Source organism: Halomonas sp. I1 (genome assembly GCF_032334135.1).
GTDB lineage: Bacteria > Pseudomonadota > Gammaproteobacteria > Pseudomonadales > Halomonadaceae > Halomonas.
This window is the reverse complement of the sequence record NZ_JAVXUS010000013.1, coordinates 66,105-91,744: the sequence shown is the minus strand read 5'-3', so window position 1 is coordinate 91,744 and position 25,640 is coordinate 66,105. Positions and strand designations below refer to the sequence as shown.

The following is a 25,640-nucleotide window of genomic DNA, read 5'->3' as shown; positions in this document are numbered from 1 at the left end:
GCCAGGCCGAGCGGTAGCCGTGGCGGAGCTGGACGCCGCCATGGCTACCGTCCCTTCTGTTCGCTCATCCGGGTACCGATCATGTCGCTATTGACTCAGGCCCGCCGTCTCAGTGATGCCGTCAACCAGGTCGCCGTTGTGGTCTGTGTTATCTGCATCCTCGGCATGCTGACGATTTCCTTCACGGGCTTTCTTTATACCCTGTTCACCGGTAGCGCCCTGAGCTGGACCTATTCGCTGGCTCGGCTATTTCTTCCCTGGATCGGCATGCTGTCATCGACCATCGCCCTGCATGCCGGCGAGCACGTCGCCATGACGCTGCTGATGCGGGTGCTGCCCGAGGCGCTGGTCAAGCTCGCCGCCATGCTCACACTTGTGGTGATCGCGTGCTTTTCGCTGCTGGTGATCTGGTACGGCTGGAGCTTCTTCCAGAATGCCACTCAGGTCTACATGGTGTCGGATGCCATCCAGATCTCGCGCAAGTGGACGGCCGTTGCCGTGCCTCTGGCCGGTGTCATCTTCCTGTTGCACCTGGTACATGGCTTCAGCCTGCTGGAGCACTTCACGGATGAGGCCGCGGTGATCGAAGAGGCGATCCACGGCCAGGACGAGGAATCCCGCTCATGACGCCTGCCATCATCGCTTTTGTCGTCGTCCTGTTGATCGGTGCGCCGGTCGCCGTGGTCATGGCGATCTCTGGTGTCGCCGGCGTCTATTCGCTCGGCGGCGAGCGCCTTGTCGGTATCATCGCCGATCGCATGTTCTCCGGGGTGTCCGGTTACATGCTGATCGCCGTGCCGTACTTCATCTTTACTGCCGAGCTGATGAACCAGGGCGGGCTGACCCAGAAGCTGATCGCCTTCAACAATGCCCTGTTTGGACGCATTCGCGGGGCCTTGTCCCATGTCAACGTCACGGTATCGCTGTTCTTCGCAGGGCTGACCGGGGCGGCCATCACCGACACCGTGGCGATCGGCAAGATCATGATCCCCGAGATGAAAAAGCAGGGATATGATGCCGAGTATGCCGCCGCCATCACGGCCTGCTCGTCGATCATCGGGCCGATCATTCCGCCGAGTGTGGTGATGGTGGTCTATGCCACCCTGTTGCGCGATACCTCGGTCATCGATCTGTTCGCCGGCGGCATCCTGCCCGGTGTCATGATGACCGGGGCGCTGCTGTTGACCAGCATCGTGCTGGCCTGGAAGCGGGGCTACCCGAAGCAGGCGGGCACGTCGATTCGCGTGGCCATCCTGGCGTTCTTCTCGGCCTTGCCGGCCATGCTGGTGCCGTTGATCATCCTCGGCGGCATTCTCTCGGGCATGACGACCATCACCGAGGCATCCGGGTTCGCCGCCGTCTACGCGATCTTCATCGGCTTCGTCTTCTACCGTAACCTGACCCTGAAGAAGGTATGGAATGCCCTGGTGACCACGGTGAAGTTCTCCGGCGTGGTGTTTTTCCTGCTGGCGACCTCGGCGGTACTCGGCTGGTTCGTGACGCGCTCCGGCATCGCCCGGGAGGCCGCGACACTCATCACCACGCTGAGTGACGTGCCCTTCGTGCAGATCATGCTGGTGTGTCTGTTGCTGATCGTGCTCGGTACGGTGATGGACGTGTTGCCGGCACTGGTGGTGATCGGCCCGGTAGTGGTTCCGGCCATGGTGTCGCTCGGCTTCGATCCGCTGCATTTCGCCATCGTCATGATCGTCACCTTGAACATCGCCAACGTCACGCCACCCGTGGGCATGACCTTGATGACGGCGGCGCGCATCGCTGAGGTGCCCTATGAACGGGCGATCCTGGCCTCGTTGCCGTTCTACTGCGCTTTCATTGCCGTGGTGGTACTTCTGGCGGCCTTCCCGTTCTTTTCCACCTGGATTCCCTCGCTGCTTGGCTGAGGGACGATGCGAGGAGGCAGTCCATGAGGCTTTTCTATCATCCGGACCAGGAACGTCATGCGCCGGGGCGTTTTCTGCTGCGGGGCAAGCCGGCCCCGTCTCCGGAAGGGCCGGTGCGCGCCGAGTTGCTGGCGCAAGGGCTGGCCGATGTCGGCATGTCGTTGACCGCCCCCGGCACCGTCGACAGCGAGCGCCTGAGGGCCCGCCTGGCGAGGATTCATACGCCACGCTATCTCGATTTCCTGGCGACCATTCATGAGCGCTGGCAGGCGCTGCCGGATGCCGCCGAAATCGTCGCGCCCAATGTGCATCCCTGCGGCGGAGGCCATCATTATCCACGCCATCCGGTCGGCCAGGCGGGTTGGCACCTGCACGACATGGCCTGCCCGATCACCGCCGACAGCTTCGCCGGTATCCTGGCCAGCGCGGCCACGGCCCAGGCTGCGGCCGAGGCGGTCAATGGCAGCGAACACCATGCCTATGCGCTGTGCCGCCCTCCCGGGCACCATGCCGGCCCGGACCGTGCCGGAGGCTTCTGCTTTCTCAACAATGCCGCGCTGGCGGCCACGGTACTGCGCGAGAGTTTCGCTCGCGTGGCCATCGTCGATGTGGACCTGCACCACGGCAATGGTACCCAGGACATCTTCTATGCTCGCCGGGATGTCTGGACCGGGTCGCTGCATGCCGATCCGGCGGATTTCTATCCGTTCTTCTGGGGCGGGGCCGACGAGACCGGCGAGGGGGAGGGTGAAGGGGCCAACGTGAATCTGCCGCTGCCCCTGGGCAGTGACGGTGCGGCCTTTCTCGACAGCCTGGAGACGTTGCTCGGGCGTCTCGACGATTACGCGCCCCAGGCTGTGGTGGTGGCGCTCGGCCTGGATGCCCACAAGGCCGACCCCCTGGCCGGGCTGGCCCTGGAGAGCGAGGACTTCATGGCGGTGGGGCGTCGGCTCGCCGCACTCAACCTGCCCACGGTGCTGGTGCAGGAGGGTGGCTATCCCACTGAACACCTGAGTCATAATCTGGCCGCCTTCATGGCCGGCTTCACCGGTGCCCGAGAGGGGGCCGACCAATGATCCAGAGAGGAACGAGATGAGCCTGACCCATCACGACAGCAATGCCCGCATGAGCCAGATCGCCATTCACGGCGGCACCGTCTACCTGGCCGGGCAGGTACCCAGCGATGCTAGTGCCGACATGCGTGGCCAGACCGAGCAGGTCCTGGGGCGCATCGACGACCTCCTCGAGCGAGCCGGTACCTCCAGGGCGTATCTGGTGTCGGCCCAGATCTGGGTGAGCGACATGGCCGAGTTCGACGACATGAACGCCGCTTGGGATGCCTGGGTGACCCCGGGTCGGCCGCCAGTGCGTGCGGCGGTGGAAGCGCAACTGGCCAAGCCCGAGTGGAAGGTCGAGATCATGGTCGTGGCGGCATTGCCGGAGGAGTGATATGCGCATCATCGACGCCGAGGAAGTGGCTGCCAGCCTGGCCTGGCCTGTCCTGGTGGATCGGTTGGCCGATACCTTCCGTCAGGGTGTGGAGTCGCCTCCGCGCCACCACCATGCCATGCACCGTCATGACGGCGAAGCGACCTTGCTGCTGATGCCGGCCTGGGAAAAGGACGGCTACATCGGGGTGAAGATGGTCAACGTCTTTCCCCAGAATGCCGCCCATGGCCTGCCGGCAATCGCCGGGGTCTATCTGCTCAGCGAGGGGGACCATGGGCGCCCGCTGGCCTGTATCGACGGTAGCGAGCTGACGCGTCGGCGAACCGCCGCCGCCTCGGCGCTGGCCGCTCGCGAGCTGGCCCGTGACGATGCCGAGACGCTGTTGGTGGTGGGGACCGGCAAGCTGGCGCCGATGGTCATCGAGGCGCATGCATCGGTGCGGCCCATCCGGCGTGTCCGCATCTGGGGACGCCAGCCGGACAAGGCGCGCTGTCTGGCCGAGGCGTACGCCGACCGCTTCGATACCGAGGCGGTCACCGATCTGCAAGCGGCGTGCGGTGAAGCCGATCTGATCAGTTGCGTGACGCTGTCCACCGAGCCGCTGGTGCGTGGCGAGTGGTTGACGCCCGGGACCCATCTCGATCTGATCGGCGCCTTTCGGCCCAGCATGCGCGAGACCGATGGCGAATGCCTGCGGCGTGGCGAGGTCTTTGTGGATACCTACGCCGGTGCGCGTGGCGAGGCGGGCGACATCCATCAGGCGGTCGACGAGGGGGCCTTCGCGTTCGATGACATCCGTGCGGAGCTTGCCGAGTTGCTGACGGGTCGCCAGGGCGGGCGCAGTGATTCCGAGGCCATCACGGTGTTCAAGTCGGTGGGGGCCTCGCTGGAGGACCTGGCGGCGGCCATCGCGGTCTGGGAAGGTCGGAGAGGTACCGAGTGAGTACGGGGTTTTTCTGGCATGAGCGTTGTTTCTGGCATGACCCGGGGGCCATCGGTGTCTTCGCTTCGCTCGGCGACTTTCGCCAGCCTCAGCCGGCGTCCGAGAGTCCGGAAAGCAAGCGACGCTTGAAGAACCTGCTGGAGGTTTCGGGGCTGATCGATGAACTCGAGGTCCTCAAGGCGAGTCCGGCCGAGAACAGCGACCTGCGGCGCTTCCATACCGAGGCCTATCTAGACCGACTCGACGCGGGAGATCGCGATCAGGGCGGTGATGCCGGCGAGGGCGCGCCCTATCTGCCGGGTAGCCTGGCGGCGGCTCGGCAATCCGCGGGTCTGGCCGCCGCCGCCGTCGAGGCGGTGGCGCGAAGGCAAGTGGATAATGCCTATGCCTTGTGCCGTCCGCCGGGCCATCATGCCGAAGCGGATCGTGGTCGCGGCTTCTGCCTGCTGGGCAATATCCCGGTGGCGGTCATGCGGGCTCGGGCACTGGGCCTGGTGCGCCGGGTGGCGGTTCTCGACTGGGACGTGCATCACGGTAACGGCCAGCAAGCCGCCTTTTATGCCGACCCTGAGGTACTGACCGTGTCGGTGCACCAGGACGGCAATTATCCGCTGGAAACCGGTGCCTTCGAGGAGCAAGGGGCAGGCGAGGGTGCCGGGACCAATCTCAACCTGCCGTTACCGCCGGGGTGCGGCCTCGGTGCCTATGAGTACGCCATGCGTTCGCTGGTGTTGCCGGCCATCGAAGCCTTCGCGCCGGATCTCGTGGTGGTGGCCTGCGGCTACGATGCCTGCGCCAAGGATCCCCTGGGCAAGATGATGCTCAACAGTCGGGCCTTCGGTGACATGACCCGGGACCTGATGGCACTGGCCGAACGCACTTGCGGCGGGCGACTGGTGATGGTCCACGAGGGCGGCTATTCGGACGGCTATGTGCCGTTCTGCGGCCATGCGGTGATACAGGCGCTGAGTGGCAGCGCGATTTCGGTGCCCGATGCGCAGAACGACGAGATCGCCGCCTGGGGCTATCAGGCCTTGCAGCCTCACCAGCGCGGTATGATCGATGATTGGTGCGCTCGCTGGTTTTCCGACAGCGAGATGTGAGGAGAGGACAGCATGACGCCCCTTTATGATCGTGATGGATGGCTGTGGCTGGATGGCGAGTGGCTGCCCTGGCGGGAGGCCACGACCCATCTGCTGACTCACAGCCTGCACTATGGCATGGGCTGCTTCGAAGGTGTGCGCGCCTATGCCGGGCCGGCCGGCACGCATCTCTTTCGAGCCGAGGCGCATACGCGTCGGTTGATCGACAGTGCCCATATCCTCGACATTCCGCTGGCGTTCGATAGCGAAGCACTGCTCGAGGCTCAGCGTCAGTGCCTGGTCCGCAACAAGCTGCGTGATGCTTACTTGAAGCCCACGGTGTTTCTGGGGGCCGAGGGCCTGGGGCTTCGTGCTCAGGGGCTGACGACGCATGTGATGGTCGCGGCCTGGGACCTGGGGGCCTATATCTCCCCCGAGGCGGCGGCCATCGGTCTGCGGGCCATTACCTCGTCATGGGCTCGGCATCACGTCAATGTCAGTGCCTGTCGCGCCAAGACCAACGGCAACTACGTGAATTCGATCATGGCACTGAACAGTGCCGTGAAGGCAGGGTTCGACGAGACGCTGATGCTCGATACCGAGGGCCATGTGGCCGAGGCCTCGGCGGCCAACGTCTTCCTGCTGCGCGACGGCGTCCTGCATACCCCGCAGACCACCTCTTGTCTGCAGGGCATCACCCGCGACAGCGTGATCCAACTGGCCCGGGAGGTACTGGGCATGGAAGTGCAGGAGCGGCGTATCACCCGCGACGAAATCTATACCGCCGACGAAGCCTTCGTGACGGGAACCGCCGCCGAGATCCTGCCGTTGCGGGAGCTGGATGGTCGACGGGTCGGAGTGATGGCCGGGATGCCACTCCCCGGCGAGCCCATTCCCGACGAATCGGTCACTGCCCGCCTGCAACGGCTCTACCATCGGGTCACTCGAGGAGAGCTGGGCGATGACCTGGCGGCATTCGGCGACTGGCTGACGCCCATCTGAGAGTCAGTGCTTTCGGGTGACGAGCCAGTGGGTGATGCCCAGTGCCAGGACCACGGCGGCGATGGCGAGCACGTACTCGGCCGAGACGGTCTTGATGTCCAATACGATCACCTTCCGGGCGATGGCCATCAGCGCCGTGGCGATGACCAGTTGGATGGGCAAGACGTTGGTGCCGAGGTATAGACGGATGTTGATGAAGATCTCGATGTCAGCACCACCATGAAGGCGCCGAATAGCCGGAAAATATCGCTGACTTCCATCAGCAGGAAAGGCGGGGAGGTCAGTAGCTGGTAGAGGACGTAGATGACGTCGAAGACGCCCCAGAGAATCACCAGCACCATCAGGACAGCCAGCACCTTGACAGCAATGCGGATGACACGATGCAGGGTGCGGATCAACGGGTCGTCGTGTTCAGAGGGGAGTTCGTCGTGGACGAGCTGATGGCGTTGCTCCCGGGAAGTCTCAGGGTCCGTGCTCATGGCGTCTCTCCTGATTGGCCTGAACAGCACTCTGCCATCATGCGCCGAAATCCACCAAGAAAAACGCCACGGTGATCGTCACCGTGGCGAGCCATCCTCATCCTCCCTGGGCATCGTCCTGATGCCGGTGTCCCTGAAGGGCGTCCTGCCCCGTAGCGTCCCTGGCGCGACAATGGCAGTGTCCCTTGCCTGGTCCCATCCTCGGACAGGATTACTGTCGCGCACCGAGATGACATCGACGTGTCGTTTCGGTGACGGTTCGCTGACCGTGCGCCTCATTCGTCGTGAATGCCTTGCTCCAGTGAACTCAAGAGGCCGCGCAGCAGCGAGATATCGCGTCTTGTGGGCTGCGCACGGTCGAACAGGGCGCGCAACTGCTCTTCGGTACGGGCATGGGGTTGAGTGATGAAGCCGCTGGCTTGCATGACCCGCGAAAGGTGGTCATGGAAGTGGCCGAGTTGCTGTCGCGTGGGAAGCGGTACCGAAGCGTGACGGGGGGCCTGGTAATCGCTGTCGGGGCGACGGCGCCAGGCACCGAAGGTCTCGTAGGCCAGCACCTGAACGGCCTGGGAAAGATTGAGCACGCCATAGTCCGGGTTGGCAGGAATGCTGACCTGGTGGCTGCAGTCGCGGATCTCGTCGTTGGTCAGGCCGAAGCGTTCGCGCCCGAAGACCAGTGCTACCGGGGCATCCCTGGCGTTGTCGATCAGGCTGGCGGCCATTTCCGAAGGCTCGTCGTAGTGGGGCAGGGGGTAGCTGCGTAGCCGCGCACTGGCGCCCACCACCTGTACGCAGTCGGTCACCGCCTCGGTCAGCGAGCCGACGACACGGGCCTTGTCGACGACATCTTCGGCGCCGGCGGCGAGTCGGGAGGCTTCGGGGTCGGGAAAACAGCGAGGATTGACCAGTACCAGATCGGTGAGGCCCATGGTCTTCATGGCCCGCGCCGAGGCGCCGATATTACCGGGATGATAGGTCTGAACGAGAACGATGCGGATGTTCGATAGCATGGGTCGGTTCTATGCGAGATGAGGGCGTAGTGTATTGAGTGGGTAAAAGCGGTAAGCCGTAAGCTATAAGCTGTAAGCCCCCCCCCAGGGTTCAAGTCATGCGCCCGGGTAATGGTCCGATCAGGATCGTCTTATAGCTTACGGCTTATGGCTTAAAGCTAAAAAGCCCCCCGCCGGTCTCCCGGCGAGGGGCTGTCTCAGGCTAGGCCTGGGGCAGGGGGCAGATTACATCATGCCGCCCATGCCTCCCATTCCGCCCATGCCACCCATGTCGCCGCCACCGGCAGAGTCCTGCTCGTCCGGGTCGTCGGCGATCATGCACTCGGTGGTGATCATCAGGCCGGCGATGGAGCCAGCGGACTGCACGGCGCTGCGAGTGACCTTGGCCGGGTCCAGCACGCCCATTTCGAACAGGTCGCCGAACTCGCCGGTCTGGGCGTTGTAGCCGAAGTTGCCTTCACCGTCCTTGACGCGGTTCAGGATCACGGAGGGTTCCTGGCCAGCGTTGGCGACGATCTGACGCAGCGGGGCTTCCATGGCGCGCACGGCGATGGCGATGCCGTGGGTCTGGTCCTCGTTCTCGCCCTTGAGGCCGGCGATCTTGGTCAGAACGCGGATCAGGGCGGTACCACCGCCGGGCACCACGCCTTCCTCGACGGCGGCGCGAGTGGAGTGCAGGGCGTCCTCGACGCGAGCCTTCTTCTCCTTCATCTCCACTTCGGTAGCGGCACCGACGCGGATCACGGCAACACCGCCGGCCAGCTTGGCGACGCGCTCCTGGAGCTTCTCGCGATCATAGTCGGAGGACGTTTCCTCGATCTGAGCACGGATCTGGCTGACGCGAGCTTCGATGTCTCCGTCCTTGCCGGCGCCATCGATGATAGTGGTGTTCTCCTTGGACATGGTCACGCGCTTGGCGGTGCCCAGGTGGTCCAGGGTGGTCTGCTCGAGATCCAGGCCCACTTCCTCGGAGATCACGGTGCCACCGGTGAGGATGGCGATGTCCTGCAGCATGGCCTTGCGGCGATCGCCGAAGCCGGGCGCCTTGGCCGCGGCAACCTTGACGATGCCACGCATGTTGTTCACCACCAGGGTCGCCAGGGCTTCGCCCTCGATGTCCTCGGCGATGATGACCAGCGGCTTGCCGGCCTTGGCGACGGCTTCCAGCGTCGGCAGCAGCTCGCGGATGTTGGAGACCTTCTTGTCCACCAGCAGGATGAACGGGTCTTCCAGTTCCACGGCCATGGTGTCCTGGTTGGTCACGAAGTACGGCGAAAGGTAGCCGCGATCGAACTGCATGCCTTCCACGACATCCAGTTCGTCGTCGAAGCCACGGCCTTCGTCGACGGTAATGACGCCTTCCTTGCCGACCTTCTCCATGGCGTCGGCGATGATCTGGCCGATGCGCTTGTCGCCGTTGGCGGAGATGGTGCCGACCTGGGCGATGGCGCTGGAGTCGGTGCACGGCACGGACAGCTCGCCGATTTCCTTGACGGCGGCGTCGACGGCCTGGTCGATGCCACGCTTCAGGTCCATCGGGTTCATGCCGGCGATGACGCCCTTGAGGCCTTCGGTGACGATGGACTGGGCCAGCACGGTGGCGGTGGTGGTACCGTCGCCCGCGACATCAGAGGTCTTGGAAGCGACTTCCTTGACCATCTGCGCGCCCATGTTCTCGAACCGGTCCTTGAGTTCGATTTCCTTGGCGACAGACACGCCGTCCTTGGTCACGGTCGGTGCGCCGAAGGACTTTTCCAGCACCACGTTGCGACCTTTCGGGCCCAGCGTCGCCTTGACGGCATTGGCGAGGGTGTCGACGCCCTTCGCCATGCGAGTGCGTGCATCACTGGAGAACTTGACTTGTTTCGCTGCCATTTTCGTATGCTTCCTGTGAGTTCGTGAACGTCAGAATTCGAGCGTGTTCGGCGTCGCGGCTCAGCCCTCGACGACGGCCAGGATGTCGGATTCGCTCATGATCAGGACTTCTTCGCCGTCGACTTTCTGCTTCTCGACGCCGAAGCCTTCCTTGAAGATCACGGTATCGCCGACCTTGACGTCGAGCGGACGGACATCGCCGCTTTCCAGAATCCGGCCGTTACCGACGGCGAGCACTTCGCCCCGAGTCGGCTTTTCCTGGGCACTGCCCGGGAGCACGATGCCGCCTGCGGTCTTCTGCTCTTCTTCAACGCGACGGATGACGACGCGATCGTGCAAGGGACGGATGTTCATTGCTCACGTTCTCCTGATGGTTGCTGTGCCGGGCGTCGCTGCCGCGGCGGTTGACATCATCCACCCGCGGTTGGCCCCGCGGGGTGAAGGCGGCTTTCGCCTTCCGTGTGAAAGACCCCGGCGAACCGGGATCGGAACTCGTTGCTGTCGGATAAGTGGGGCTTGCTGGACGTCTTTCAAGCCCCCGGCGGCAAAAAAATTCATCAACGGCGGTGGTACTCGTCGCGCTCGATGAAATCTCCCTCGAGCGGGGTGCCGGAAGCGTCTCCGGAATGCGTGCCATGCGTCTCGCGCTGGTGCGTGCCGGCCTGTTGCCAGTCGGCGTCAGCGTTGTCGCGGGACCGGTAAGCGGCCCCCTGGACATGGACACCGCCCATGCGCAGGCCGAGCTTGCCGAGCAGCTTGCCCATCAGTCGTCGAGCATCGGGGATCAGGCACATGAAGCCCAGGGTGTCCGACAGGAAGCCGGGGGCCATCAGCAGGGCACCACCAAAGATCAGCGCGGCACCGGTGAGCAGTTCACCGGACGGGACTTCGCCCCGTGCCATGCGCTCCTGGGCTCGGGCGAAGGTGGCAACGCCTTCGCGGCGGATCAAGTGCAGGCCGATGAAACCGGTGCCCAATACCAGGGCCAGAGTGGTCAGCAGCCCGATCTGGCTGCCGACCGAGAACAGCAGGATGAAGTCGAGCAACGCGAAAACGGTAAAGATGACGAGAAAAGGCATGGTGACTCCAGTATGGCGATTGACCACGACATGGGGGCGAGAGGCGAAAAATCAAGATACCGGTCAATACCAGGGATGCCGTCGTTGGGTGGGCAACGTAGACTCTGACATCGATATTGATTCATCCAACTGGAGGGCGCGCATGCAACTCGACAACAGGATCATCGCCATCACCGGCGGTGCACAGGGATTGGGCCTGGCAATGGCCGAACGGCTGGGACGCCGCGGCGCGACCCTGGCATTGCTCGACATGGACGGAGAGCGACTCGATGAGGCGCTGGGCAGCCTGGCGCATGCCGGTATCAAGGCACAGGGATTCGTGACCGATGTCGCCGAGGAAAACTCGGTGCGCGAGGCGTTTTCCGATATCGAGTCATCGCTCGGCCATCTCGATGGCCTGGTCAACAATGCCGGTATCGTTCGCGACGGCATGCTCGTCAAGGCTCGGGACGGCCGGGTGGAGAGCACCATGTCGCTGTCGCAATGGCAGAGCGTCATCGATGTGAATCTGACCGGGGTCTTTCTGTGCGGACGTGAAGCGGCGGCCCGCATGATCGAGGCGGGACGGGAAGGCGTGATCGTCAATATCTCCAGCATCTCCCGGGCCGGTAATCGAGGGCAGAGCAATTATTCAGCGGCCAAGGCCGGCGTGGCGGCACTGACAGTGACCTGGGCCGGTGAGCTGGCACGTCATGGCATCCGGGTCGGGGGTGTCGCGCCGGGGTTCATCGAGACGGAGATGACCGCATCGATCCGCGAGGACATGCTGGAACGCATCGCGTCGGGGGTTCCCTTGAAGCGACTGGGGCAACCCGAAGACATTGCCGAAAGCGTGGCCTTCATTTTCGAGAATGATTACTTCAGCGGTCGGATAGTGGAATGTGATGGAGGGCTACGCCTGTAGAGAGGTCGTGTCGACGTCACCGGCCCGGCCGGTGACGTCGCGCGGGCGTCAATAAGTGACATCATCCTCGAGGGCGTCAACGGTTGCCGTCCCGATGCCCTTGACCCGGGTCAGGTCGTCGGCATTTTCGAAGGGGCCATTGGCATCTCGCTCGGCGATGATGGCGTTGGCCTTGACGTCGCCGATACCGGGCAGTTCGGTGAGCAGGGCGACATCAGCGGTATTGATGTCGACGGGGGCGATCTGGCTGGCGCTGTCGGATGTCGTGGTGGATTCGGTCGTGGCGGGGTCGGTGGCGTCTTCGGCCAGGGCGAGGGGCGCGATGCCCAGCAGTAGTGCCAGGCCCAGGCTGGCGGTCAATCCCTTGATGTCGGTATGCATGCCGGTCTCCTCGTGACGTTTGTCGCTTGATAGCCAAATGGGCAGAGAGGGCGATATGCCCATGCTTCAAGCTAGTGCCGGCGGCCCGATGCGTGCGTAGGTGAAAGCAGAAATGATGGTACGGAGATCGAGGACACGAGATGCGCGAGATCGGCCAGGTGCGGTGAGGTGAATGGCTGATATACTGCCTCGGATCACCCCTCGCAGCCCAGGAGCCACTCGTGTCGACCGACTCCCCCTTGATCATTGCGCTCGATTACACATCGCTGGATGCCGCCCTGTGCATGGCCGACCGGCTCGACCCGGCGCGCTGCCGGCTCAAGGTCGGCAAGGAACTGTTCACCCGAAGCGGTCCCGATGTGCTTGAAGCGTTGCATGGGCGGGGTTTCGAGGTATTTCTTGACCTCAAGTTTCATGACATTCCCAACACGGTGGCGGGTGCTGTGCAGGCGGCAGCCGAACAGGGCGTATGGATGGTCAATGTGCATGCCGCCGGCGGTCGTCGGATGATGGAGGCCGCTCGTGAGCGCCTCGAGCAGCATGCCTTGTCGACCCACCTGATCGCGGTGACCGTGCTGACCAGCATGGATGACCAGGATCTGGCCGAAGTGGGGGTTACGACCTCGGCCGAGCAGCAGGTGACACGCCTGGCGACCCTGGCCAGGGATTGCGGACTTGATGGTGTGGTCTGTTCATCCCTGGAGGCCGAGACGTTGCGCGACTCGTGCGGGCCAGATTTTCTCAAGGTGACACCGGGCATCCGGCCGGCCACGGCTGCCGCCGACGATCAGCGTCGTATCATGACGCCAACCTCTGCCATGTCGGCAGGGAGTACGCACCTGGTGGTGGGGCGACCGGTCACGCAGGCTAGTGATCCCATGGCGGCCCTGGTGGCCATCGAGCGTGAGCTTGCCCTTGGGTAATGATAAGTGGCAGATGAGGCCTATTCGCCTTCGATGCCGGTAATGGGCTTGGTGGTGCCCCAGCTTCGGCATCGCGGGCATTGCCAATGGAGCTGCTCACCGCTGAAACCGCAGCGGCGGCATCGATGGCGAGGAAAGGCCTTGAGCAGGGTGCCGGTATGGTGTTGCAGGAGATCGAGGCGCTCATCGTGAGCGGCGGTGTCCTGGCGATAGAGCCGCATCAGATAATCGACGGCACCCAGGCTGGGTTCGCGGTTGAGTTGTCGAGCCACCAGGTCCAAAGCGGCGTTGGCGTCGCCATGATGGCGGCGCAGGCTTTCGGCCAGCAGGATGATCACGCTGGTGTAGGGGGTCTTGTCCAGCAGTGACTCGAGATGCTGGATAAGGCCGGTCTCGTCGTCCAACAGTCGATAAGCGCGGCTCAAGGGTTCCAGCATGGTGGGAACGAAAGCCTTGTCCTGATCCGGTATGCGACTCAGTAGACGGATGGCTTGTCGATACTGGCCCGTATCCAGGGCCATGTCGGCCAGCAGCAGGTTGGCACGCACGCAACGCCCATCGGTCGACAAGGCCTGCTTGAGATGCCGGCGAGCCAGCACGGGGCTTGCCGAGTGGCGTTCCGTGTCGGCCAGTTCACAGAGCCAGTGGGCAGCGGCGCGACGAATGTCGTCATATTGCCGGACCAGCGCTGGCAGGGCGACGTCCAGGGCGTCCTGCCACTCTCCTTCGCGTTCAAGAAGGTCGACCAGAAGCCGTTTGGCCGACTGACGCAGCTCGTCGCTCTGGGCATCCTTGACCAGGCCTTGCAACAGGCGCTCGGCGCGGTCCAGCAGCCCCAGGTGCAGGAAGTCGCGGGAGAGTTCCAGCTGGACACGGTCTCCCTGGTCGCCGGAGAGGGTCGGGCGAGCAAGAAGGTTCTGGTGGACCTTCACGGCGCGGTCGGCCTCGCCGCGGCTGCGGAACAGGTTGCCCAGCGCGATATGGGTCTCGATGGTGTCGCTGTTGACCTCGAGGGCACCGATGAAGGTCTCGATGGCTCGATCCTGCTGATCATTGAGCAGGTAGTTGAGCCCCACGAAGTAATCCCGGGCCAGGGTAGGCGACGATCCCGTCGCGCTGGTGCCTCGGCGTTCACGGCGGCCCAGCCACCATCCGATGGCGACCGCTGCCAACAACAGGGCTAGCAGCAGAACGTCGGGCATGTCAGGGGAGTTCCTTCATCTCCTGGATGCGTAGCCGGTCGAGTTCCTTGCGTTGTTGCTGATTGTGGCGTTGTGCGCGGGTCAGCAGGGCACGCAGGCGCAGGTAGACGCCGCTCATGGCCAGCATGCCCAGCAGCACGCCGATGGCCAGCGAGGCCAGCAGCCAGACGGACAGCGAGGCCGCGGGCAGTTCGACCCAGACCAGGTTGAGGGGCAGGGCCTGCTGGTTGTTGACGGCAAACAGGATGCCGACCAGCAACACCGCCAGCAGGATGATGGCCATGATCAGGCCTTTGAGCCAACGCATGTGCTTGTTCCCGTGTCAAATGGTTGAGAGTGGTCAGCCGGGCAATGGCCGATGTTCAGTAGCCCAGGGCGCGGCTGGCATCGACCTGCTCGCGCAGCTCCTTGCCGGGCTTGAAGTGTGGCACGAACTTGCCATTCAGCGCGACCGGGTCGCCGGTCTTGGGATTACGTCCGATGCGAGGCTCGCGATAATGCAGCGAGAAGCTGCCAAAGCCGCGAATCTCCACTCGACCGCCATCGGCCAGGGTGCCGGTGATATCGTCGAGTATCATGCGCACGGCGGTTTCCACATCCTTGACCGACAGCTCCGGCTGTCGCATGGCAATCTGTTCGATCAATTCGGACTTGGTCATCGGCTCTCTCCGTGATGCCCGGCGGGGTCGACTTGTGCCGAGTGAATTGTTTGCTCCAGCATACTGTGCAATTCTCGATAAAACAACGCACTACAACCTTAGACACAAGCGGGGACCTTGGCCAGGCGAAGGTGGTGCGTTTGTTGCTTGCGAATTCCTGGCCGAGCTGAACGGATGTTGCCATGCTGCTTGCGTCGGCCAGCCTCGGGTATACTGTGAGAACACTCACTCGATGCAACGAGGCCGACCTTGAACGATGATGCGTCCGCCGCGAGCGCCCAGCGCAAGCGTCTCTACTGGCATTCCCGGCGCGGCATGTGGGAACTCGACCTGCTGCTGGTGCCTTTTCTCGAACAGCGCTATGACGACCTCGATGAGAGGGATCAAGCGGCTTTCCGCACCTTGATCGGCGAGGAGGATCAGGATCTGTTCTTCTGGTTGATGCGTCGCGACTGGCCCGAGGAGCCCGAGCGTCGGCGTATCGTGAAGATGATCGTCGAGCATGCCGAGACCACCGATAATACTGCCCATCGCGGTCTCTAGGCTGTCGGTGGGACTCCACGTCGGCCTGGGTGTCGGCGTGATTGGAGTGCTGGGCTGGTGGGCTCCGGCCTGGCTGGCTGTCTCGAGTGCTCTGATCGTCACCGGTGTACTGGCACGTGTCCTGAGAGGCATGCCATACGGTGAGTTATGCCTCATGCCGCGGGATGGGGCGCCGCCTGCCTGGGGCTGGCGCGACAGCCCCCATGATGGCTGGCGCGAGATCGACCTGCGTTGTGATTATCTGGGTCCATGGTTGATCGGGCTGCGTGGTGACCGGAAGCGCTTCTGGCTGTGGCCGGACAGCGCCGAGCCGGCCAGGCTTCGCGAGGTACGTCGCGTCCTGCTGTCGCTTGATTGAGTCTTGTCCTCTACGGCCTTTGCGGATTCTGCCCGACCGCCCTCAGCTTGCCTCCAGGGCACTCAGGTAAATGCGTGATGGCGACGGGGCGGCGTCGGCGTGCAGGGGGCAGTCCGGGTTGTGGTGCAGGCCGCGCGATTCACGTCGCATCCGTGCGCTGGCCACGGTCAATCTCGCCAGACGAAGCGCATGCCAGAGGCTTGCCGCGTCGGGGTCCGGCGCCGTCCGGGCCAGGTGGGCGGTGTAGCGTTCGCTGAGCTCGGCCAGTCGTCGAGCCGCCTCGGCAAGCCCCGCATCGCTGCGCACGATGGCGACCCTGGCGCTCATCACGTTGCGCAGGGCATCCCCTAGCTCGGCGATCATCTCGCGTGAGGGGGGCGCTGTCCCTTGTGGGTGCTCGATCAAGGGGGCGGTACTGTCGGAGTGCCGCTCGGCAAGGTGGCGCGCACAGCCTCGGGCGAAGGCCAGGCACTCCAGCAAGGAGTTGCTGGCCATGCGGTTGGCACCATGCAGACCGGTGCAGGCGACCTCGCCGATGGCATACAGGCGAGGTACCGTGGTGGCGCCCGAGAGGTCGGTGCTGACGCCGCCACAGCTGTAGTGAGCGGCCGGTACGACCGGGATCGGCGTGCGGGCGAGATCGAGGCCTCGAGAGGCACAGTGGGCGTGGATAGTGGGGAAGTGGTGGCGAATCGCTTCCTCGCCCAGGTGGCGAATATCCAGCCAGACGTGATCGAGGCCGTTGCGTTGCATCTCGGTGTCGATGGCGCGGGCCACGATGTCTCGTGGGGCGAGCTCGGCCCGTGGGTCGATGTTCGGCATGAAGCGTTCGCCACCGGCGCCGAGCAGGTAGCCACCTTCGCCACGGACCGCCTCGCTGATCAGGAAGGGGGCCCCCTGTGGGTCGTAAAGGCAGGTGGGGTGGAACTGCTGAAACTCTAGATTCATCAATTCCGCGCCGAGTTCGGCGGCCATCATCATGCCTTCGCCGCTCGCGGGGTGAGGGCTCGTGGTATGCCGGTACAGACCACTGGCACCGCCGGTGGCGAGCACGGTGTCCCGAGCCATCAGAACATGAAGCTGGCTGGCCTCGTCGAGACAGCGAGCGCCCCGGCAGTGGCCGGCAGTGTCGGCGATTAACGCGATGGCGCTCAGGTCGTGGCGTACCGTGATATTGGCGTGTGTGCCGACATGGCGTTCCAGGGTCTCGATTACCGCTCGGCCGGTGGCATCATCGGCGTGAATGATGCGGCGCGCGCCGTGGCCGCCCTCCCGGGTGAGGTGGTAGGGGTAGCCGGCACTCGGGTCGGGGTCCGGGGTGAAGGGGACGCCCAGGGAAAGCAGCCAGGCGATGGCAGCGGGTCCCTGGTCCACCGTGAAGCGCACGGCAGCCTCATCGCAGAGCCCGTCTCCGGCCACCAGGGTATCGGCGACGTGGTCGTCGACATCGTCGCTGGGTGACAGCACGGCGGCGATGCCGCCCTGGGCCCAGCGGCTGGCGCCCCGTGTGTCCGGGGTGGGTTGCAAGAGGGTCACGGCGCGTCGATCGGCGATCTCCAGTGCCAGGGCCAGGCCAGCGGCGCCGCCGCCGATGATCAGCACGTCATGATGGCTCTCGGTCATCCGACTCTCCTTGATGGGGCGTGCGAGCCTTGTCCCGATGCGGGGCCTCAAGGCCACGGCGCCGGGCACGCTTGCGTAGACGGCGGCTGGGGAGGCGTTCCAGGCCACCGAGTCGTTCGATCAGTTCGCCGCTCAAGCGGGCCAGTTCGCGATTGAGCCACAGGTAGCCGCTAGGGCTGAACAGCTTGCGACCATCCTCTGCATAGGCATCGCCGGCGAGTTCCGCGTGGCGCTGGAGCTCGAAAGGCGGTATGTCGACATCGACCGGGTGACCGGTGCGGACCTGGAAGGCCAGGGTGCCGAGGTTGCGTGCCAGGGTGTGTTGCTGATCACGCAGGCCCTGCATCGCATCGATGCGCTCATGACCGGCTCGGGTATTCCAGTGGGTCTCCAGCAGCAGCTCGATGGTAGACAGCATCCGGCGTTGCAGGGAAATGAGGTCATCGAGTTCGCCGCGCCGCAGGCGACGTTCGCGATGAATGGCGTCGACCAGGCCGCGTTGCTTGATCAGCAGGCCGCTGCAGTGCTTCAGCAGCTCTCGTGTATCGAGGTCCGGGGCCGAGGTGGCCGAGGTATGCGCATGAAAGAGTCGTGCCATACGGTCGAGGTTGTCGGCCAGCATGAAGCGCAGCATGTCGGTGGCCTTGTGCGGCAGCACCAGGATAGTGACGGCGATGCCGATCAGGGTGCCCAGCAGGACATCGAAGCTGCGCCACAAGGCGACGGTGAGGTCATGGTTGCCACCCCCGGCGACCAGCAGTAGCGTGATGGCGAACATCAGGCCGCCATAACCATAACGCTTGCCAAAGGTCACCCAGGTGGCAACGGCGATACCCAGCAGGCTGCCGAGCGGTACCAGCAAGGACAGGCGGTCGGGCAGCAGGATCAGCAACAGGCCCCACAAGGCCCCCAGAATGGTGCCGAGCAGACGCTGCCGCCCCTTGTCTAGCACGCCGCCGATGTGGGGCAGGTTGCCCATCACCATCGCCGTGCTAACCAGTGCCCAGCCGCTGTGCGGGATGGCAAAGAGCTGGATGATACCGAAGGTGATGCAGAGCGCCAGGGCGACGCGCATGACATGAAGTGTTCGGCGGTGGCGGTGCGTGAAGTAGGGGTCGCGCAATCGCGCCAGCATCATGGCGAGGCCGCCCCATCACGTTGCCGGGCGTGCGCCTGGGTAGGGCCGGTGCGCATGGTCATATGGCGATGTCTTGACCCGTGAGAGAACGGGGCTGCGCTTGTCATGCAATTCTCTTCAAGATCATGGGCTTGCCGTGTTGCCTGGGCGAGTTGCGCCATATTCTAGCATGGATGCGATCAGGGAATCCGCTCGTCGAGGCGAGTTGCTGTGGTCATGAGTCAGCGCGCTGCAGGCAGTCTCGATAATAGGAGAGGGAAAACTCCTGCCGGGCTCGGTCCTGCATCGTCTGTGTGTGGTATCGAGGCTGCTCGAAGGCCATATCGATCAGGCGGCGCGTGGTGGAGGCTTGGCCGAGGCGGTTCAGCAGGCTGTCCTTGGAGGTGCCTGCTTGACGGTCTTGCATCACTTGTTCGGCGAGGCTGGATACCCTGTCGCACTGCTCGGTCTGGTCCTTGCCTTGTCCAATGACATGCACGCTCGTTGCCACCGCCAGGCAGAGTGCCCCAGCGATCCATGGCTTCATGTTGTCCCCCTACGTTCCATGTTATTCGGCGCTGTTCGTCGTTTTTTTCGTCAGCGCCTGGGCCGCCTCCAAGGAAATGCTGAAAAATAGCCGAGCATAGTGAAGCGCAAGGCGTCAGGAGCACAGAAAGCGAGACATAACATGAGGTTAGGCGAGCTTTCGAGCACCGCACAACGCAGCGATTTGCATGCGCAGGCATTTGTTCAGTGTTTCCCCTAATGGGCGACTTGATGCAGAGTAGCGCGCAAGGGCGTCGGGGAAAAGCATGACGAGTGCGGAATCGGGCAAGCGAACCGAAAAGGTCGGTCTCAGGACTGTGTCAGGGCAATGGATATCGGGGAGGCCGAGGTGCTCGGCATGGCGTGCGCTGGTGCCCCGGAGTCTACTTCTAACGGAGGCTATATGACGGTGTTCTTAGGCCTTTTTAGACAGTTAGGGTACAGGTGAGGGTACAAAATGCTCAAAGGCCGGGGAGTTACCCGGCCTCGTCCATCAGCTCGCTACTATACCGATAAACGTCGCTTAGTCGGAAGAATACAGTGGCATTACGAGCGTCAGTGCGTTTGAACCCCTTGGGGCATCGGGGATCCTCACGGCGGAGGCGGTCGAACTCGCTGGTACTGACGCCACAAATGGCTGCTGCCCGGCGCTTTCCTATCTGCACATAGCGTGGATCGTCTGTCTGCTCAACGGCCATGATCTCCTCCTATATAATGAAAAGGGCTAGAAAAAAAAGCGCCGCCTCAGTGGGCGGCGTTATTCGGTGAGGATTGAGAGGACTGGGCTACTCGCCTCCTGAAGAGGTGCGTTTCGCTTCCTCCCGCGCCACCTTCTTGGCGTGGTTTGCCAACGCATGCGAGGCCACCTGGGCGTCCCTCCGGCGTAGTAGCGGATCATCCAGAAGCTCAGATACCGTGACATCGAAAACGAGGGCGAGCTTCATCAGGTTGTGGTGCCCGATATGGCTGATTGCGGCGGACTCCCAGTAGGCGACAGCGACGTCAGAGACGCCGACCTTTCGTGCGAGCTCGACTTTGGTGAGACCGGCTTCATTCCTGAGCCGAGTGATACGGGCGGCGAGTGGCTCGGCTGGTACGTCGATGCTCATGGCGGCTCCCTGGGGCGGTGTTTTGGTGTTCCGATACACTATCGGCGCGCGGGTCGCGTTCTGTAATGCTGCCGTCATGATTCACCTTGCTCGGCAGTATCGGCCTGCTCGCGGATCCAGTCGGCGCATTGGCTGGCGTCCCACATGTCACCACTCTCAGCGCTTGGGGCCTCGGCCGCTTCTAGGCCATCTGCCAGCCATAGGATGAGCTCGGCATCCCGGCGTGCGAGGGAGATGTCTTTGGTCCTCGTGAGCACTGCCTTGGCGTCATCGGCATACGCTGATGTCACCTCACCGGAGTGGGCGAGGGAATGGAGCACGGCCTGACAACTGGTCAGTTCGCGTACCAGGTCGGCTTGATGCGCCGCCAGCGCGTCGCGCTCTGTTTCAGCTCGATCGAGTAGCTCGGCCAACTCGGCCTTTTCCTGTTCGAGCTCGGCGTATCGCTGGGCGAGTAGCTCGTATGCGTCATCTTTCATGCAGCTTCCCATTCCTGAAATTCCTCTATCTCGCCATCGGTCAGATCCAGCTCATCACGCAGACGCTTGAGCACCGGGATGACGCTGGGCCAGTTGCGTGACCAGGGGCGCAAGATGACGCCTCGATCAGCGATGTGGTTCGGGTTGCAGCCAGCTTCGGCGGCTTCCATGGTGTCGCGAATGATGGGTGTCAGTTGGTCGTCGAAGATGGACTGGCCGTCTTCGTCATGAACGATCTTGCCGTTCTCGTCCCGTCGCTCGAGCCAAGCGGCGAATCTCTGGCTGGTCCGCGTCGAGGCAAACTCGCGATACTTGCTACCGTCTTGTGCTCGGCAGTAGACGATGCAGGTAATTTCCCAGTGCTGCGGGGCCAGGTGGGCCATCCGCAATACTGTCGGGCGCTTGCCCGGGTGGACTGGGGCCAGGAAGCCGTATCGGTCACCTGGGTCGTCATCACCACCTTGTTCCCAGCTTCCGCGTCGGTAGATGTAGACGGCGCTCACTGCCCGCTGCGACCGGGAGGCCATGGTGTTCTTCTGACGTTGGGTGAGCTTGCGGTTGCGGTTTCGCTTTGGCATGGGTCAGCTCCATCGATCAGTTGGCCATGGCGAACATGTCGCCCTGGTGTTGGTGCTCCACAACGCGAGGGGAGAGCCAAATGCATTCGGTCCTGATCACGGTCCCTTTCTGGCCACTGGCTGCGAAATCTCGAGTGATCATCGTCCAGTCTGTCAGCACGTCTCGGTAGAGATCTGAGGGATAGCCGGACAACACGACGAAACCCTCGAGCTGACGACATTCCTGCAGTAGGTGCTCGTGCTCGGATGTGGTCAGCTCGTGGCGGTAGGTGGACTTGTCCTGGCCCATCGCTCGAGTCGCGTGCAGATAGGGCGGATCAAGATAGTGAAGCGAGCGGGGATGGTCTCGCTCGAGTATAACGTCCAGGGCCGGACGGTTCTCGATCACAACCCCGCTTAGGCGCTCGCCAAATGCCGCGAGGTTCGCCGGGTATCGACTCCAGTAGTGGGCTGGGTTGACGCCTCGGCCGCTAGAGCCCGAGAAGCTCCGAAACCCAGTGCGACCTTTGGTGACTGCTGCGGACCCGAAACCCGAGAATGCCCGGAAGATGGTTCTACGGGCGCGTTCAACGGGGTCGTCGTGAGGCTGATAGGCTAACTCGAACTCGTCGCGAGCATATGGTGTAAGGGTCAGCAATTCGGTCAGGCGGTCTCGCTGCTCAGGATCACGCAATACGCGGAATACGTTGACGACCTCACCATCCAGATCGTTGTAGATCTCGAACGTGCTGGGTGCTTTGCGCATTAGGACACTGGCGCTACCTGCGAATGCCTCAATGTAGGTGTCGTAAGCGCTGCTCGGCGGAAAGTACGATAGCAGCCAGTCGGCCATGCGCCACTTGCCACCGTGATAGCGCAGGACTGGTGGAATCATGCGTCTCTCCCTGGCATGGAAAAGGCCACCGGGTGGTGGCCTGTCAGAAGTGCTTGAGTTGTCGCGCCCGTCTGCGCTGTCGGCGCTTGGCGGCGGCCCGCTGGTGGCGCTTGACGCTGCCGCCCTGGGCGCTGGGTATCGGCTGGGGCGGCGGTGGAATGAGATGCTCCGGCACCTGCCAGTCCCTAGCGGTGGCGTTCAGCATCGAGGCGATGGCGAGCATCATGTTCATGTGGCTCCGGTCTCCTTGTGCTGCTTGGCTCCGCGATACGTGGCCCACTTGTCCCAGTGGATGCCGTTCTCCACTCCGTCCTCGTTCAGCCAGTAGAAGTGGGTGCGGTCGGGGTTGAGCATCAGCGCATACCCACTGGGCATTTGCACGAAGCCCAGCATGTCGTCGCAGCGCGATGATCCCGACGATTCGTGATCGAGCACGACGTCCAGCAAGCTCATCTCTCGCTCCTTGGCCCTGCGGGCCGGTGGTGGGTCACAGGTAGTCCGCGGCCTTCTGGTTGCTGGTAGCCGCCTCAGCCTGCTGGTACTCGCCGCCGGCGACCTCAACGAACTCCGCGCCCCGTTCCGGCGGCTGACCGGCGGCCACGTAAAGCTCGCCTTTCTCCAGGTCTACGACCATGCCGGCACCGGAGAACATCAAGTCAGCTGTGGCGTAACCGCCGCACAGCCATTGGCCATCAAGCTCGAGAGGCTCCGGCGTCTCCTTGCTCCAGCGATCCAGCAGCTCCTTGTGGGCCTGCTTCAGCTCGTCACCCTTCACGTTTCGGGCGCCCTTGGCGCGCGGCCGCCGGGAGAAGCGGGCCTTGGGGTCGGGCTTCGTCCAGAGCTCCGGGTGATCCGGCTCACGGTCGAAGTAGACGCCGTGCAGCGAAACCCTGGTCATCCCCGTGGAGTTCACGGCCACCCCGCCGAACTGCTTGGCGAGCTCAGAGGCCGAGTTGTGGAAGGCTTGCTTCTGGCGGAGGTGGGCCTTCATCGCCTCAATGGGATCGGTGTAACCCTGCTCGTCGTGGAGCGGGTTGCCGGGCAACAGCTTGGTAATCTTGAAGTATCGCTTTGTCATGATTTCGTACCCCGAATGAAGACCGCCCGCCGGCTGGCAGGGCGATGGAATTGATGCCCCATCTCGGAGGGGTGGCCGGCATTGCCCGCGCCTACCGCGCAGCGGTACGCCCGCCCACAGCGCTCCGGCCGGACTGCCAGAGTGGCGCCGCGGGTGGGGCGGGGAGTCGGCGCGTCGCCGCTGCTAGTGGATATTGCTGCTATGACCGGCCGGCCCGTCCTGGCGAGCAGCCTCGGTTCAGTCAGCGGATGGTATGAAGGGGCTGGAAAGCCCCGAATCTGGTTGATTACTGGGCGGCCTGAGCCTGGCGGATCTCGCTCCGGCGAACCTCATAGGCATCGCGTGCGACGCCCTTGTCGTCTTCGGCGAGCTGTTGGGCCAAGTCCGCCGCTTCGTTGAGCTCGGCCATGGTGGTCGCTTGCTTGATCTGCTCGCAGACCTGGGCGCAGTTGAGGGGCTGAGCTGGGGCCTCGGATTCCTGTTGTGCCTCGTAGACCTCTTGAGCTTGTTGACGTTGCTGAGTCTTCTGGCGGCGCTGAGCCAGCTTGCTTCCAACACGGCTGGCGGTATGGGCACGCTGCTGCTGGCCACCGCTCGACGCTGTCTCAGATGAGGCGTTGGCCTCGTGTGTGATGTCGCGCTCCTCCTCAGCCATACGAATGCCCTTCAGCTCCGGGGTGAAGGTGTCGCGCAGCGCGAAGGCCCGGGCCCGCATCTGCATCATCCGTTTCGGGTACTGCTGCCAGGGCCCTTGCTTACCGACGAGGCTGGCGTCCTGAGCGTCCTTCATGCTGAAGGTGTAGTGGGCGACATTGCCGTTCGGACGGCGCCGTACGGTGCAATGCGCGACAGCATGAGCGCCTTCGCCTTCAATCCATTCCTGGAAGTCGGCCTCGGACCAGGCCGGTGCCGCCCGGCAGATGGCGAGCATCATGTCGCCCCAAATGGTGGGGCGACCATTAATGACCGCGATGTTCTGGATGGCCTGCAATGGGCTGGTAATCCCCAGCTCTACGCCGGTCTGCCAGGCAATCATCACGTTACCGGGCTTGCCCTTGTAATCCTTCGGCGCCAGGTCGCTCTGGGCGATCATGTCGGACATTCGCCAGACATCATCGAAGTTGCGCGGTGTCATGGCTTTCATGAACTGGTTGCGCACTTCGTTGGTGGCCAACTCGACGCCATTACCGGAGCTGGCTTCAGCAGGAGCATGGAAGTCAGGCTCTTGCAGGTTCTGCTGCTGTACAGCTTCGGCGGTTTGAGTGTCGGCAGTCATGCGGCTTCTCCTTGCTGGTCAATGGATTCCGTGTCCTGGGCGGCTAACTGGTCCTTTTCGGCCTTGTTCATCTTCCCGTAGCGAATATCCACGTATTCGCTGGCTGCCACCTCGGCGGTGTAGGCATCTCGCTTGACGACCTTGCGGCGCATGACCTCGTTGTCGCCAAAGGTGGCCACGGCGGCGTTGCCCATTCCCGCCAGGAGGTGGGCGCGGGCTACTCGGGCAGTGGTTTCCAGCTTCTTGATCTCGGCCTTGGCCTCTTGCTCGACTTTGCGCCAGTGATCAAGCTCGGCCAGATTGACCAGGCTGCCGTCGGTTCCTGGATACCGCCGTTTGAGAATATCGATGGCCTTGGGATGATCGACGTCGATCTCGGGCAGCTCGCCGCGCTGGATGGTGGCCCACAAGTCGCCCTCCAAGGCGATCAGGTCTTCGATCAGCTCCTCGTCGCGGGGGATCGGGTACCAGCGTGTTTCCCAGCCTGCGATGGTCACGACCAGGAAGGCCCACTCGTAGCCGGTGACCGCCAGTTGGTGCTGGATCTGGATGTAGTAGTCCTCCGGCACCTCGCCAGACGTGCAGAGTCCGCCCGTGCTATTCACGTTGTCCGGCTTGCCCCAGCCTTTCGCGAACTCCACGTTCTTGAGTTCCGCTACGCCCGGCCCGGAAACGGCGCGCCCCATGAGCAACTCGAGCCAATCGGCTTGGGCATCGGTAACGCCGACAATGCGGCGATCAATGTTGGCCAGCATGAAGGGGTGGTCAGGGTGAGCCTGCGTCCAGTTGTGGTTCTGGACATTGAGGCCAGTGAACTCGGCGAACCGAGCGGCGGTGACTGGCTCCATGACGTGGCCCATCTCCATCTTCTGCCGGCGCCGATACCGGGCTTCCGGCTCGTCGTCCACCATGCCGAGCTTCCGCTCGGCGATCTCATATGGGGTGCGGTGTTCGCTGGCCCCGACGGAGGCGGCTGCTTCACTGGCGCCGATGCCGAGTGTGCGCAGCTCGAGCCAGACATCCTCGGGCATGTTGAGCGTGGATACTCGGCCGTTGGCTTCCAGCTCCTGGCGAGCTGCTTCAAGTGTCATAGTCATAGTGATATTCTCTCTTTGTGATTCGATTCGGCTTCGGTCACAGCAATAGGCCCCGTCAGGTGCGAACTGGCGG

Annotated in this window: 33 protein-coding genes; 11 read left to right on the top strand and 22 right to left on the bottom strand. The window is 63.4% G+C overall.

What is annotated here, in order from left to right:
• The first annotated feature begins 81 nt into the window (after nucleotides 1-81).
• From RSO41_RS13675 to RSO41_RS13645, 7 genes are read left to right on the top strand one after another with little or no spacing between them, the layout of a single operon-like run.
• Complete coding sequence (locus RSO41_RS13675) at nucleotides 82-627, top strand: TRAP transporter small permease (RefSeq protein ID WP_315619699.1); 546 nt, start codon at nucleotides 82-84, stop codon at nucleotides 625-627.
• Entirely contained in the window at nucleotides 624-1,901 is a 1,278-nt protein-coding gene (locus RSO41_RS13670) for a TRAP transporter large permease (RefSeq protein ID WP_315619697.1), read from the top strand. Before RSO41_RS13675 ends, RSO41_RS13670 begins: the two co-directional genes overlap by 4 nt.
• A gap of 23 nt (nucleotides 1,902-1,924) precedes the next feature.
• On the top strand, nucleotides 1,925-2,977 hold the full coding sequence (locus RSO41_RS13665) for a histone deacetylase family protein (protein ID WP_315619696.1): 1,053 nt from the start codon (nucleotides 1,925-1,927) through the stop codon (nucleotides 2,975-2,977).
• 16 nt (nucleotides 2,978-2,993) lie between these two features.
• Nucleotides 2,994-3,350, top strand: a complete 357-nt coding sequence (locus RSO41_RS13660) for a RidA family protein (protein WP_315619695.1) — start codon at nucleotides 2,994-2,996, stop codon at nucleotides 3,348-3,350.
• 1 nt (nucleotide 3,351) lies between these two features.
• Nucleotides 3,352-4,293, top strand: a complete 942-nt coding sequence (locus RSO41_RS13655) for an ornithine cyclodeaminase family protein (RefSeq protein ID WP_315619694.1) — start codon at nucleotides 3,352-3,354, stop codon at nucleotides 4,291-4,293.
• Nucleotides 4,290-5,396, top strand: coding sequence for a class II histone deacetylase (locus RSO41_RS13650; protein ID WP_315619693.1), 1,107 nt, complete (start codon nucleotides 4,290-4,292; stop codon nucleotides 5,394-5,396). The genes RSO41_RS13655 and RSO41_RS13650 overlap by 4 nt, the downstream gene beginning before the upstream one ends.
• A gap of 12 nt (nucleotides 5,397-5,408) precedes the next feature.
• Nucleotides 5,409-6,377: a branched-chain amino acid transaminase gene (locus tag RSO41_RS13645; RefSeq protein WP_315619692.1), complete on the top strand. Its 969-nt coding sequence runs from the start codon at nucleotides 5,409-5,411 to the stop codon at nucleotides 6,375-6,377.
• Between the two features lie 3 nt (nucleotides 6,378-6,380).
• Here RSO41_RS13645 and RSO41_RS13640 read toward each other — a convergent pair whose 3' ends face one another.
• From RSO41_RS13640 to RSO41_RS13615, 6 genes are all read right to left on the bottom strand, one after another.
• A complete protein-coding gene (locus RSO41_RS13640; protein WP_315619691.1) occupies nucleotides 6,381-6,539 on the bottom strand; it encodes a phosphate-starvation-inducible PsiE family protein in 159 nt (52 codons plus the stop codon).
• Entirely contained in the window at nucleotides 6,506-6,856 is a 351-nt protein-coding gene (locus RSO41_RS13635) for a phosphate-starvation-inducible PsiE family protein (RefSeq protein ID WP_315619690.1), read from the bottom strand. The genes RSO41_RS13640 and RSO41_RS13635 overlap by 34 nt, the downstream gene beginning before the upstream one ends.
• A 275-nt stretch (nucleotides 6,857-7,131) precedes the next feature.
• Nucleotides 7,132-7,866 (bottom strand): RNA methyltransferase, encoded by a 735-nt coding sequence (locus RSO41_RS13630; protein WP_315619689.1) that lies wholly within the window; start codon nucleotides 7,864-7,866, stop codon nucleotides 7,132-7,134.
• Between the two features lie 225 nt (nucleotides 7,867-8,091).
• On the bottom strand, nucleotides 8,092-9,741 hold the full coding sequence (groL, locus tag RSO41_RS13625; protein WP_315619688.1) for a chaperonin GroEL: 1,650 nt from the start codon (nucleotides 9,739-9,741) through the stop codon (nucleotides 8,092-8,094).
• 60 nt (nucleotides 9,742-9,801) lie between these two features.
• Nucleotides 9,802-10,095, bottom strand: coding sequence for a co-chaperone GroES (locus tag RSO41_RS13620; protein ID WP_013332630.1), 294 nt, complete (start codon nucleotides 10,093-10,095; stop codon nucleotides 9,802-9,804).
• A 203-nt stretch (nucleotides 10,096-10,298) separates the two neighbouring features.
• The gene (locus RSO41_RS13615; RefSeq protein ID WP_315619687.1) at nucleotides 10,299-10,820 is read right to left on the bottom strand and encodes an FxsA family protein; all 522 of its coding nucleotides are present in this window, start codon (nucleotides 10,818-10,820) and stop codon (nucleotides 10,299-10,301) included.
• Between the two features lie 142 nt (nucleotides 10,821-10,962).
• Here RSO41_RS13615 and RSO41_RS13610 point away from each other — a divergent pair, with 142 nt between their 5' ends.
• The gene (locus RSO41_RS13610) at nucleotides 10,963-11,724 is read left to right on the top strand and encodes an SDR family oxidoreductase (protein WP_315619686.1); all 762 of its coding nucleotides are present in this window, start codon (nucleotides 10,963-10,965) and stop codon (nucleotides 11,722-11,724) included.
• A gap of 48 nt (nucleotides 11,725-11,772) precedes the next feature.
• On the opposite strand, the gene RSO41_RS13605 is transcribed toward RSO41_RS13610, so the two are convergent.
• Nucleotides 11,773-12,105, bottom strand: a complete 333-nt coding sequence (locus RSO41_RS13605) for a ComEA family DNA-binding protein (protein ID WP_315619685.1) — start codon at nucleotides 12,103-12,105, stop codon at nucleotides 11,773-11,775.
• A 221-nt stretch (nucleotides 12,106-12,326) separates the two neighbouring features.
• Here RSO41_RS13605 and pyrF point away from each other — a divergent pair, with 221 nt between their 5' ends.
• The gene (pyrF, locus tag RSO41_RS13600) at nucleotides 12,327-13,028 is read left to right on the top strand and encodes an orotidine-5'-phosphate decarboxylase (RefSeq protein ID WP_315619684.1); all 702 of its coding nucleotides are present in this window, start codon (nucleotides 12,327-12,329) and stop codon (nucleotides 13,026-13,028) included.
• A gap of 20 nt (nucleotides 13,029-13,048) precedes the next feature.
• Here the strand turns inward: pyrF and lapB are convergent, their stop codons facing one another.
• The 3 genes from lapB to RSO41_RS13585 are packed head-to-tail and all read right to left on the bottom strand — an operon-like array spanning nucleotide 13,049 to nucleotide 14,961.
• Nucleotides 13,049-14,230, bottom strand: a complete 1,182-nt coding sequence (gene lapB / locus RSO41_RS13595) for a lipopolysaccharide assembly protein LapB (RefSeq protein ID WP_315619683.1) — start codon at nucleotides 14,228-14,230, stop codon at nucleotides 13,049-13,051.
• Nucleotide 14,231: 1 nt separating this feature from the next.
• Nucleotides 14,232-14,537 carry a lipopolysaccharide assembly LapA domain-containing protein gene (locus RSO41_RS13590; RefSeq protein WP_275288281.1) on the bottom strand — a complete coding sequence of 102 codons (306 nt, stop codon included), beginning with the start codon at nucleotides 14,535-14,537 and terminating at the stop codon, nucleotides 14,232-14,234.
• A 55-nt stretch (nucleotides 14,538-14,592) separates the two neighbouring features.
• Nucleotides 14,593-14,961 (bottom strand): integration host factor subunit beta, encoded by a 369-nt coding sequence (locus RSO41_RS13585; protein WP_315619712.1) that lies wholly within the window; start codon nucleotides 14,959-14,961, stop codon nucleotides 14,593-14,595.
• A 177-nt stretch (nucleotides 14,962-15,138) separates the two neighbouring features.
• Between RSO41_RS13585 and RSO41_RS13580 the strand changes: the two genes are divergently transcribed.
• The gene (locus RSO41_RS13580) at nucleotides 15,139-15,432 is read left to right on the top strand and encodes a succinate dehydrogenase assembly factor 2 (RefSeq protein WP_275288282.1); all 294 of its coding nucleotides are present in this window, start codon (nucleotides 15,139-15,141) and stop codon (nucleotides 15,430-15,432) included.
• Complete coding sequence (locus RSO41_RS13575; RefSeq protein ID WP_315619682.1) at nucleotides 15,392-15,790, top strand: hypothetical protein; 399 nt, start codon at nucleotides 15,392-15,394, stop codon at nucleotides 15,788-15,790. Before RSO41_RS13580 ends, RSO41_RS13575 begins: the two co-directional genes overlap by 41 nt.
• A gap of 42 nt (nucleotides 15,791-15,832) precedes the next feature.
• On the opposite strand, the gene nadB is transcribed toward RSO41_RS13575, so the two are convergent.
• The 12 genes from nadB to RSO41_RS13515 form a co-directional block, all read right to left on the bottom strand.
• On the bottom strand, nucleotides 15,833-17,413 hold the full coding sequence (nadB, locus tag RSO41_RS13570; protein ID WP_315619681.1) for an L-aspartate oxidase: 1,581 nt from the start codon (nucleotides 17,411-17,413) through the stop codon (nucleotides 15,833-15,835).
• A complete protein-coding gene (locus RSO41_RS13565; RefSeq protein WP_315619680.1) occupies nucleotides 17,394-18,551 on the bottom strand; it encodes an FUSC family protein in 1,158 nt (385 codons plus the stop codon). Before RSO41_RS13565 ends, nadB begins: the two co-directional genes overlap by 20 nt.
• A gap of 214 nt (nucleotides 18,552-18,765) precedes the next feature.
• Nucleotides 18,766-19,077 (bottom strand): hypothetical protein, encoded by a 312-nt coding sequence (locus tag RSO41_RS13560; RefSeq protein WP_315619679.1) that lies wholly within the window; start codon nucleotides 19,075-19,077, stop codon nucleotides 18,766-18,768.
• A gap of 784 nt (nucleotides 19,078-19,861) precedes the next feature.
• Complete coding sequence (locus RSO41_RS13555) at nucleotides 19,862-20,185, bottom strand: helix-turn-helix transcriptional regulator (protein ID WP_315619678.1); 324 nt, start codon at nucleotides 20,183-20,185, stop codon at nucleotides 19,862-19,864.
• 74 nt (nucleotides 20,186-20,259) lie between these two features.
• Nucleotides 20,260-20,664 (bottom strand): hypothetical protein, encoded by a 405-nt coding sequence (locus RSO41_RS13550; RefSeq protein WP_315619677.1) that lies wholly within the window; start codon nucleotides 20,662-20,664, stop codon nucleotides 20,260-20,262.
• A complete protein-coding gene (locus tag RSO41_RS13545) occupies nucleotides 20,661-21,242 on the bottom strand; it encodes a hypothetical protein (protein WP_315619676.1) in 582 nt (193 codons plus the stop codon). Before RSO41_RS13545 ends, RSO41_RS13550 begins: the two co-directional genes overlap by 4 nt.
• Before the next feature lie 16 nt (nucleotides 21,243-21,258).
• The gene (locus RSO41_RS13540; protein ID WP_315619675.1) at nucleotides 21,259-22,116 is read right to left on the bottom strand and encodes a DNA adenine methylase; all 858 of its coding nucleotides are present in this window, start codon (nucleotides 22,114-22,116) and stop codon (nucleotides 21,259-21,261) included.
• A gap of 43 nt (nucleotides 22,117-22,159) precedes the next feature.
• Nucleotides 22,160-22,348, bottom strand: coding sequence for a hypothetical protein (locus tag RSO41_RS13535; RefSeq protein ID WP_315619674.1), 189 nt, complete (start codon nucleotides 22,346-22,348; stop codon nucleotides 22,160-22,162).
• Entirely contained in the window at nucleotides 22,345-22,569 is a 225-nt protein-coding gene (locus RSO41_RS13530) for a hypothetical protein (protein ID WP_315619673.1), read from the bottom strand. Before RSO41_RS13530 ends, RSO41_RS13535 begins: the two co-directional genes overlap by 4 nt.
• A 34-nt stretch (nucleotides 22,570-22,603) precedes the next feature.
• On the bottom strand, nucleotides 22,604-23,194 hold the full coding sequence (locus tag RSO41_RS13525) for a hypothetical protein (protein WP_315619672.1): 591 nt from the start codon (nucleotides 23,192-23,194) through the stop codon (nucleotides 22,604-22,606).
• A 286-nt stretch (nucleotides 23,195-23,480) separates the two neighbouring features.
• Nucleotides 23,481-24,470, bottom strand: a complete 990-nt coding sequence (locus tag RSO41_RS13520) for a hypothetical protein (RefSeq protein ID WP_315619671.1) — start codon at nucleotides 24,468-24,470, stop codon at nucleotides 23,481-23,483.
• Nucleotides 24,467-25,567 carry a lambda-exonuclease family protein gene (locus RSO41_RS13515; protein WP_315619670.1) on the bottom strand — a complete coding sequence of 367 codons (1,101 nt, stop codon included), beginning with the start codon at nucleotides 25,565-25,567 and terminating at the stop codon, nucleotides 24,467-24,469. Before RSO41_RS13515 ends, RSO41_RS13520 begins: the two co-directional genes overlap by 4 nt.
• Nucleotides 25,568-25,640: the final 73 nt, after the last annotated feature.

Bases quoted from the DNA above. Each gene is read 5' to 3' on its own strand.
- RSO41_RS13635 (WP_315619690.1), bottom strand. From the start codon at position 6,856: ATGAGCACGGACCCTGAGACTTCCCGGGAGCAACGCCATCAGCTCGTC.
- RSO41_RS13530 (WP_315619673.1), bottom strand. From the start codon at position 22,569: ATGAGCTTGCTGGACGTCGTGCTCGATCACGAATCGTCGGGATCATCG.
- nadB (WP_315619681.1), bottom strand. From the start codon at position 17,413: ATGACCGAGAGCCATCATGACGTGCTGATCATCGGCGGCGGCGCCGCT.
- RSO41_RS13615 (WP_315619687.1), bottom strand. From the start codon at position 10,820: ATGCCTTTTCTCGTCATCTTTACCGTTTTCGCGTTGCTCGACTTCATC.
- RSO41_RS13660 (WP_315619695.1), top strand. From the start codon at position 2,994: ATGAGCCTGACCCATCACGACAGCAATGCCCGCATGAGCCAGATCGCC.
- RSO41_RS13515 (WP_315619670.1), bottom strand. From the start codon at position 25,567: ATGACTATGACACTTGAAGCAGCTCGCCAGGAGCTGGAAGCCAACGGC.
- lapB (WP_315619683.1), bottom strand. From the start codon at position 14,230: ATGCCCGACGTTCTGCTGCTAGCCCTGTTGTTGGCAGCGGTCGCCATC.
- RSO41_RS13630 (WP_315619689.1), bottom strand. From the start codon at position 7,866: ATGCTATCGAACATCCGCATCGTTCTCGTTCAGACCTATCATCCCGGT.
- RSO41_RS13590 (WP_275288281.1), bottom strand. From the start codon at position 14,537: ATGCGTTGGCTCAAAGGCCTGATCATGGCCATCATCCTGCTGGCGGTG.
- RSO41_RS13675 (WP_315619699.1), top strand. From the start codon at position 82: ATGTCGCTATTGACTCAGGCCCGCCGTCTCAGTGATGCCGTCAACCAG.
- RSO41_RS13550 (WP_315619677.1), bottom strand. From the start codon at position 20,664: ATGAAAGATGACGCATACGAGCTACTCGCCCAGCGATACGCCGAGCTC.
- RSO41_RS13670 (WP_315619697.1), top strand. From the start codon at position 624: ATGACGCCTGCCATCATCGCTTTTGTCGTCGTCCTGTTGATCGGTGCG.
- RSO41_RS13665 (WP_315619696.1), top strand. From the start codon at position 1,925: ATGAGGCTTTTCTATCATCCGGACCAGGAACGTCATGCGCCGGGGCGT.
- RSO41_RS13620 (WP_013332630.1), bottom strand. From the start codon at position 10,095: ATGAACATCCGTCCCTTGCACGATCGCGTCGTCATCCGTCGCGTTGAA.
- groL (WP_315619688.1), bottom strand. From the start codon at position 9,741: ATGGCAGCGAAACAAGTCAAGTTCTCCAGTGATGCACGCACTCGCATG.
- RSO41_RS13560 (WP_315619679.1), bottom strand. From the start codon at position 19,077: ATGAAGCCATGGATCGCTGGGGCACTCTGCCTGGCGGTGGCAACGAGC.
- RSO41_RS13605 (WP_315619685.1), bottom strand. From the start codon at position 12,105: ATGCATACCGACATCAAGGGATTGACCGCCAGCCTGGGCCTGGCACTA.
- RSO41_RS13555 (WP_315619678.1), bottom strand. From the start codon at position 20,185: ATGAGCATCGACGTACCAGCCGAGCCACTCGCCGCCCGTATCACTCGG.
- RSO41_RS13545 (WP_315619676.1), bottom strand. From the start codon at position 21,242: ATGCCAAAGCGAAACCGCAACCGCAAGCTCACCCAACGTCAGAAGAAC.
- RSO41_RS13565 (WP_315619680.1), bottom strand. From the start codon at position 18,551: ATGATGCTGGCGCGATTGCGCGACCCCTACTTCACGCACCGCCACCGC.
- RSO41_RS13540 (WP_315619675.1), bottom strand. From the start codon at position 22,116: ATGATTCCACCAGTCCTGCGCTATCACGGTGGCAAGTGGCGCATGGCC.
- RSO41_RS13520 (WP_315619671.1), bottom strand. From the start codon at position 24,470: ATGACTGCCGACACTCAAACCGCCGAAGCTGTACAGCAGCAGAACCTG.
- RSO41_RS13610 (WP_315619686.1), top strand. From the start codon at position 10,963: ATGCAACTCGACAACAGGATCATCGCCATCACCGGCGGTGCACAGGGA.
- RSO41_RS13575 (WP_315619682.1), top strand. From the start codon at position 15,392: ATGCCGAGACCACCGATAATACTGCCCATCGCGGTCTCTAGGCTGTCG.
- RSO41_RS13655 (WP_315619694.1), top strand. From the start codon at position 3,352: ATGCGCATCATCGACGCCGAGGAAGTGGCTGCCAGCCTGGCCTGGCCT.
- RSO41_RS13645 (WP_315619692.1), top strand. From the start codon at position 5,409: ATGACGCCCCTTTATGATCGTGATGGATGGCTGTGGCTGGATGGCGAG.
- RSO41_RS13535 (WP_315619674.1), bottom strand. From the start codon at position 22,348: ATGAACATGATGCTCGCCATCGCCTCGATGCTGAACGCCACCGCTAGG.
- RSO41_RS13525 (WP_315619672.1), bottom strand. From the start codon at position 23,194: ATGACAAAGCGATACTTCAAGATTACCAAGCTGTTGCCCGGCAACCCG.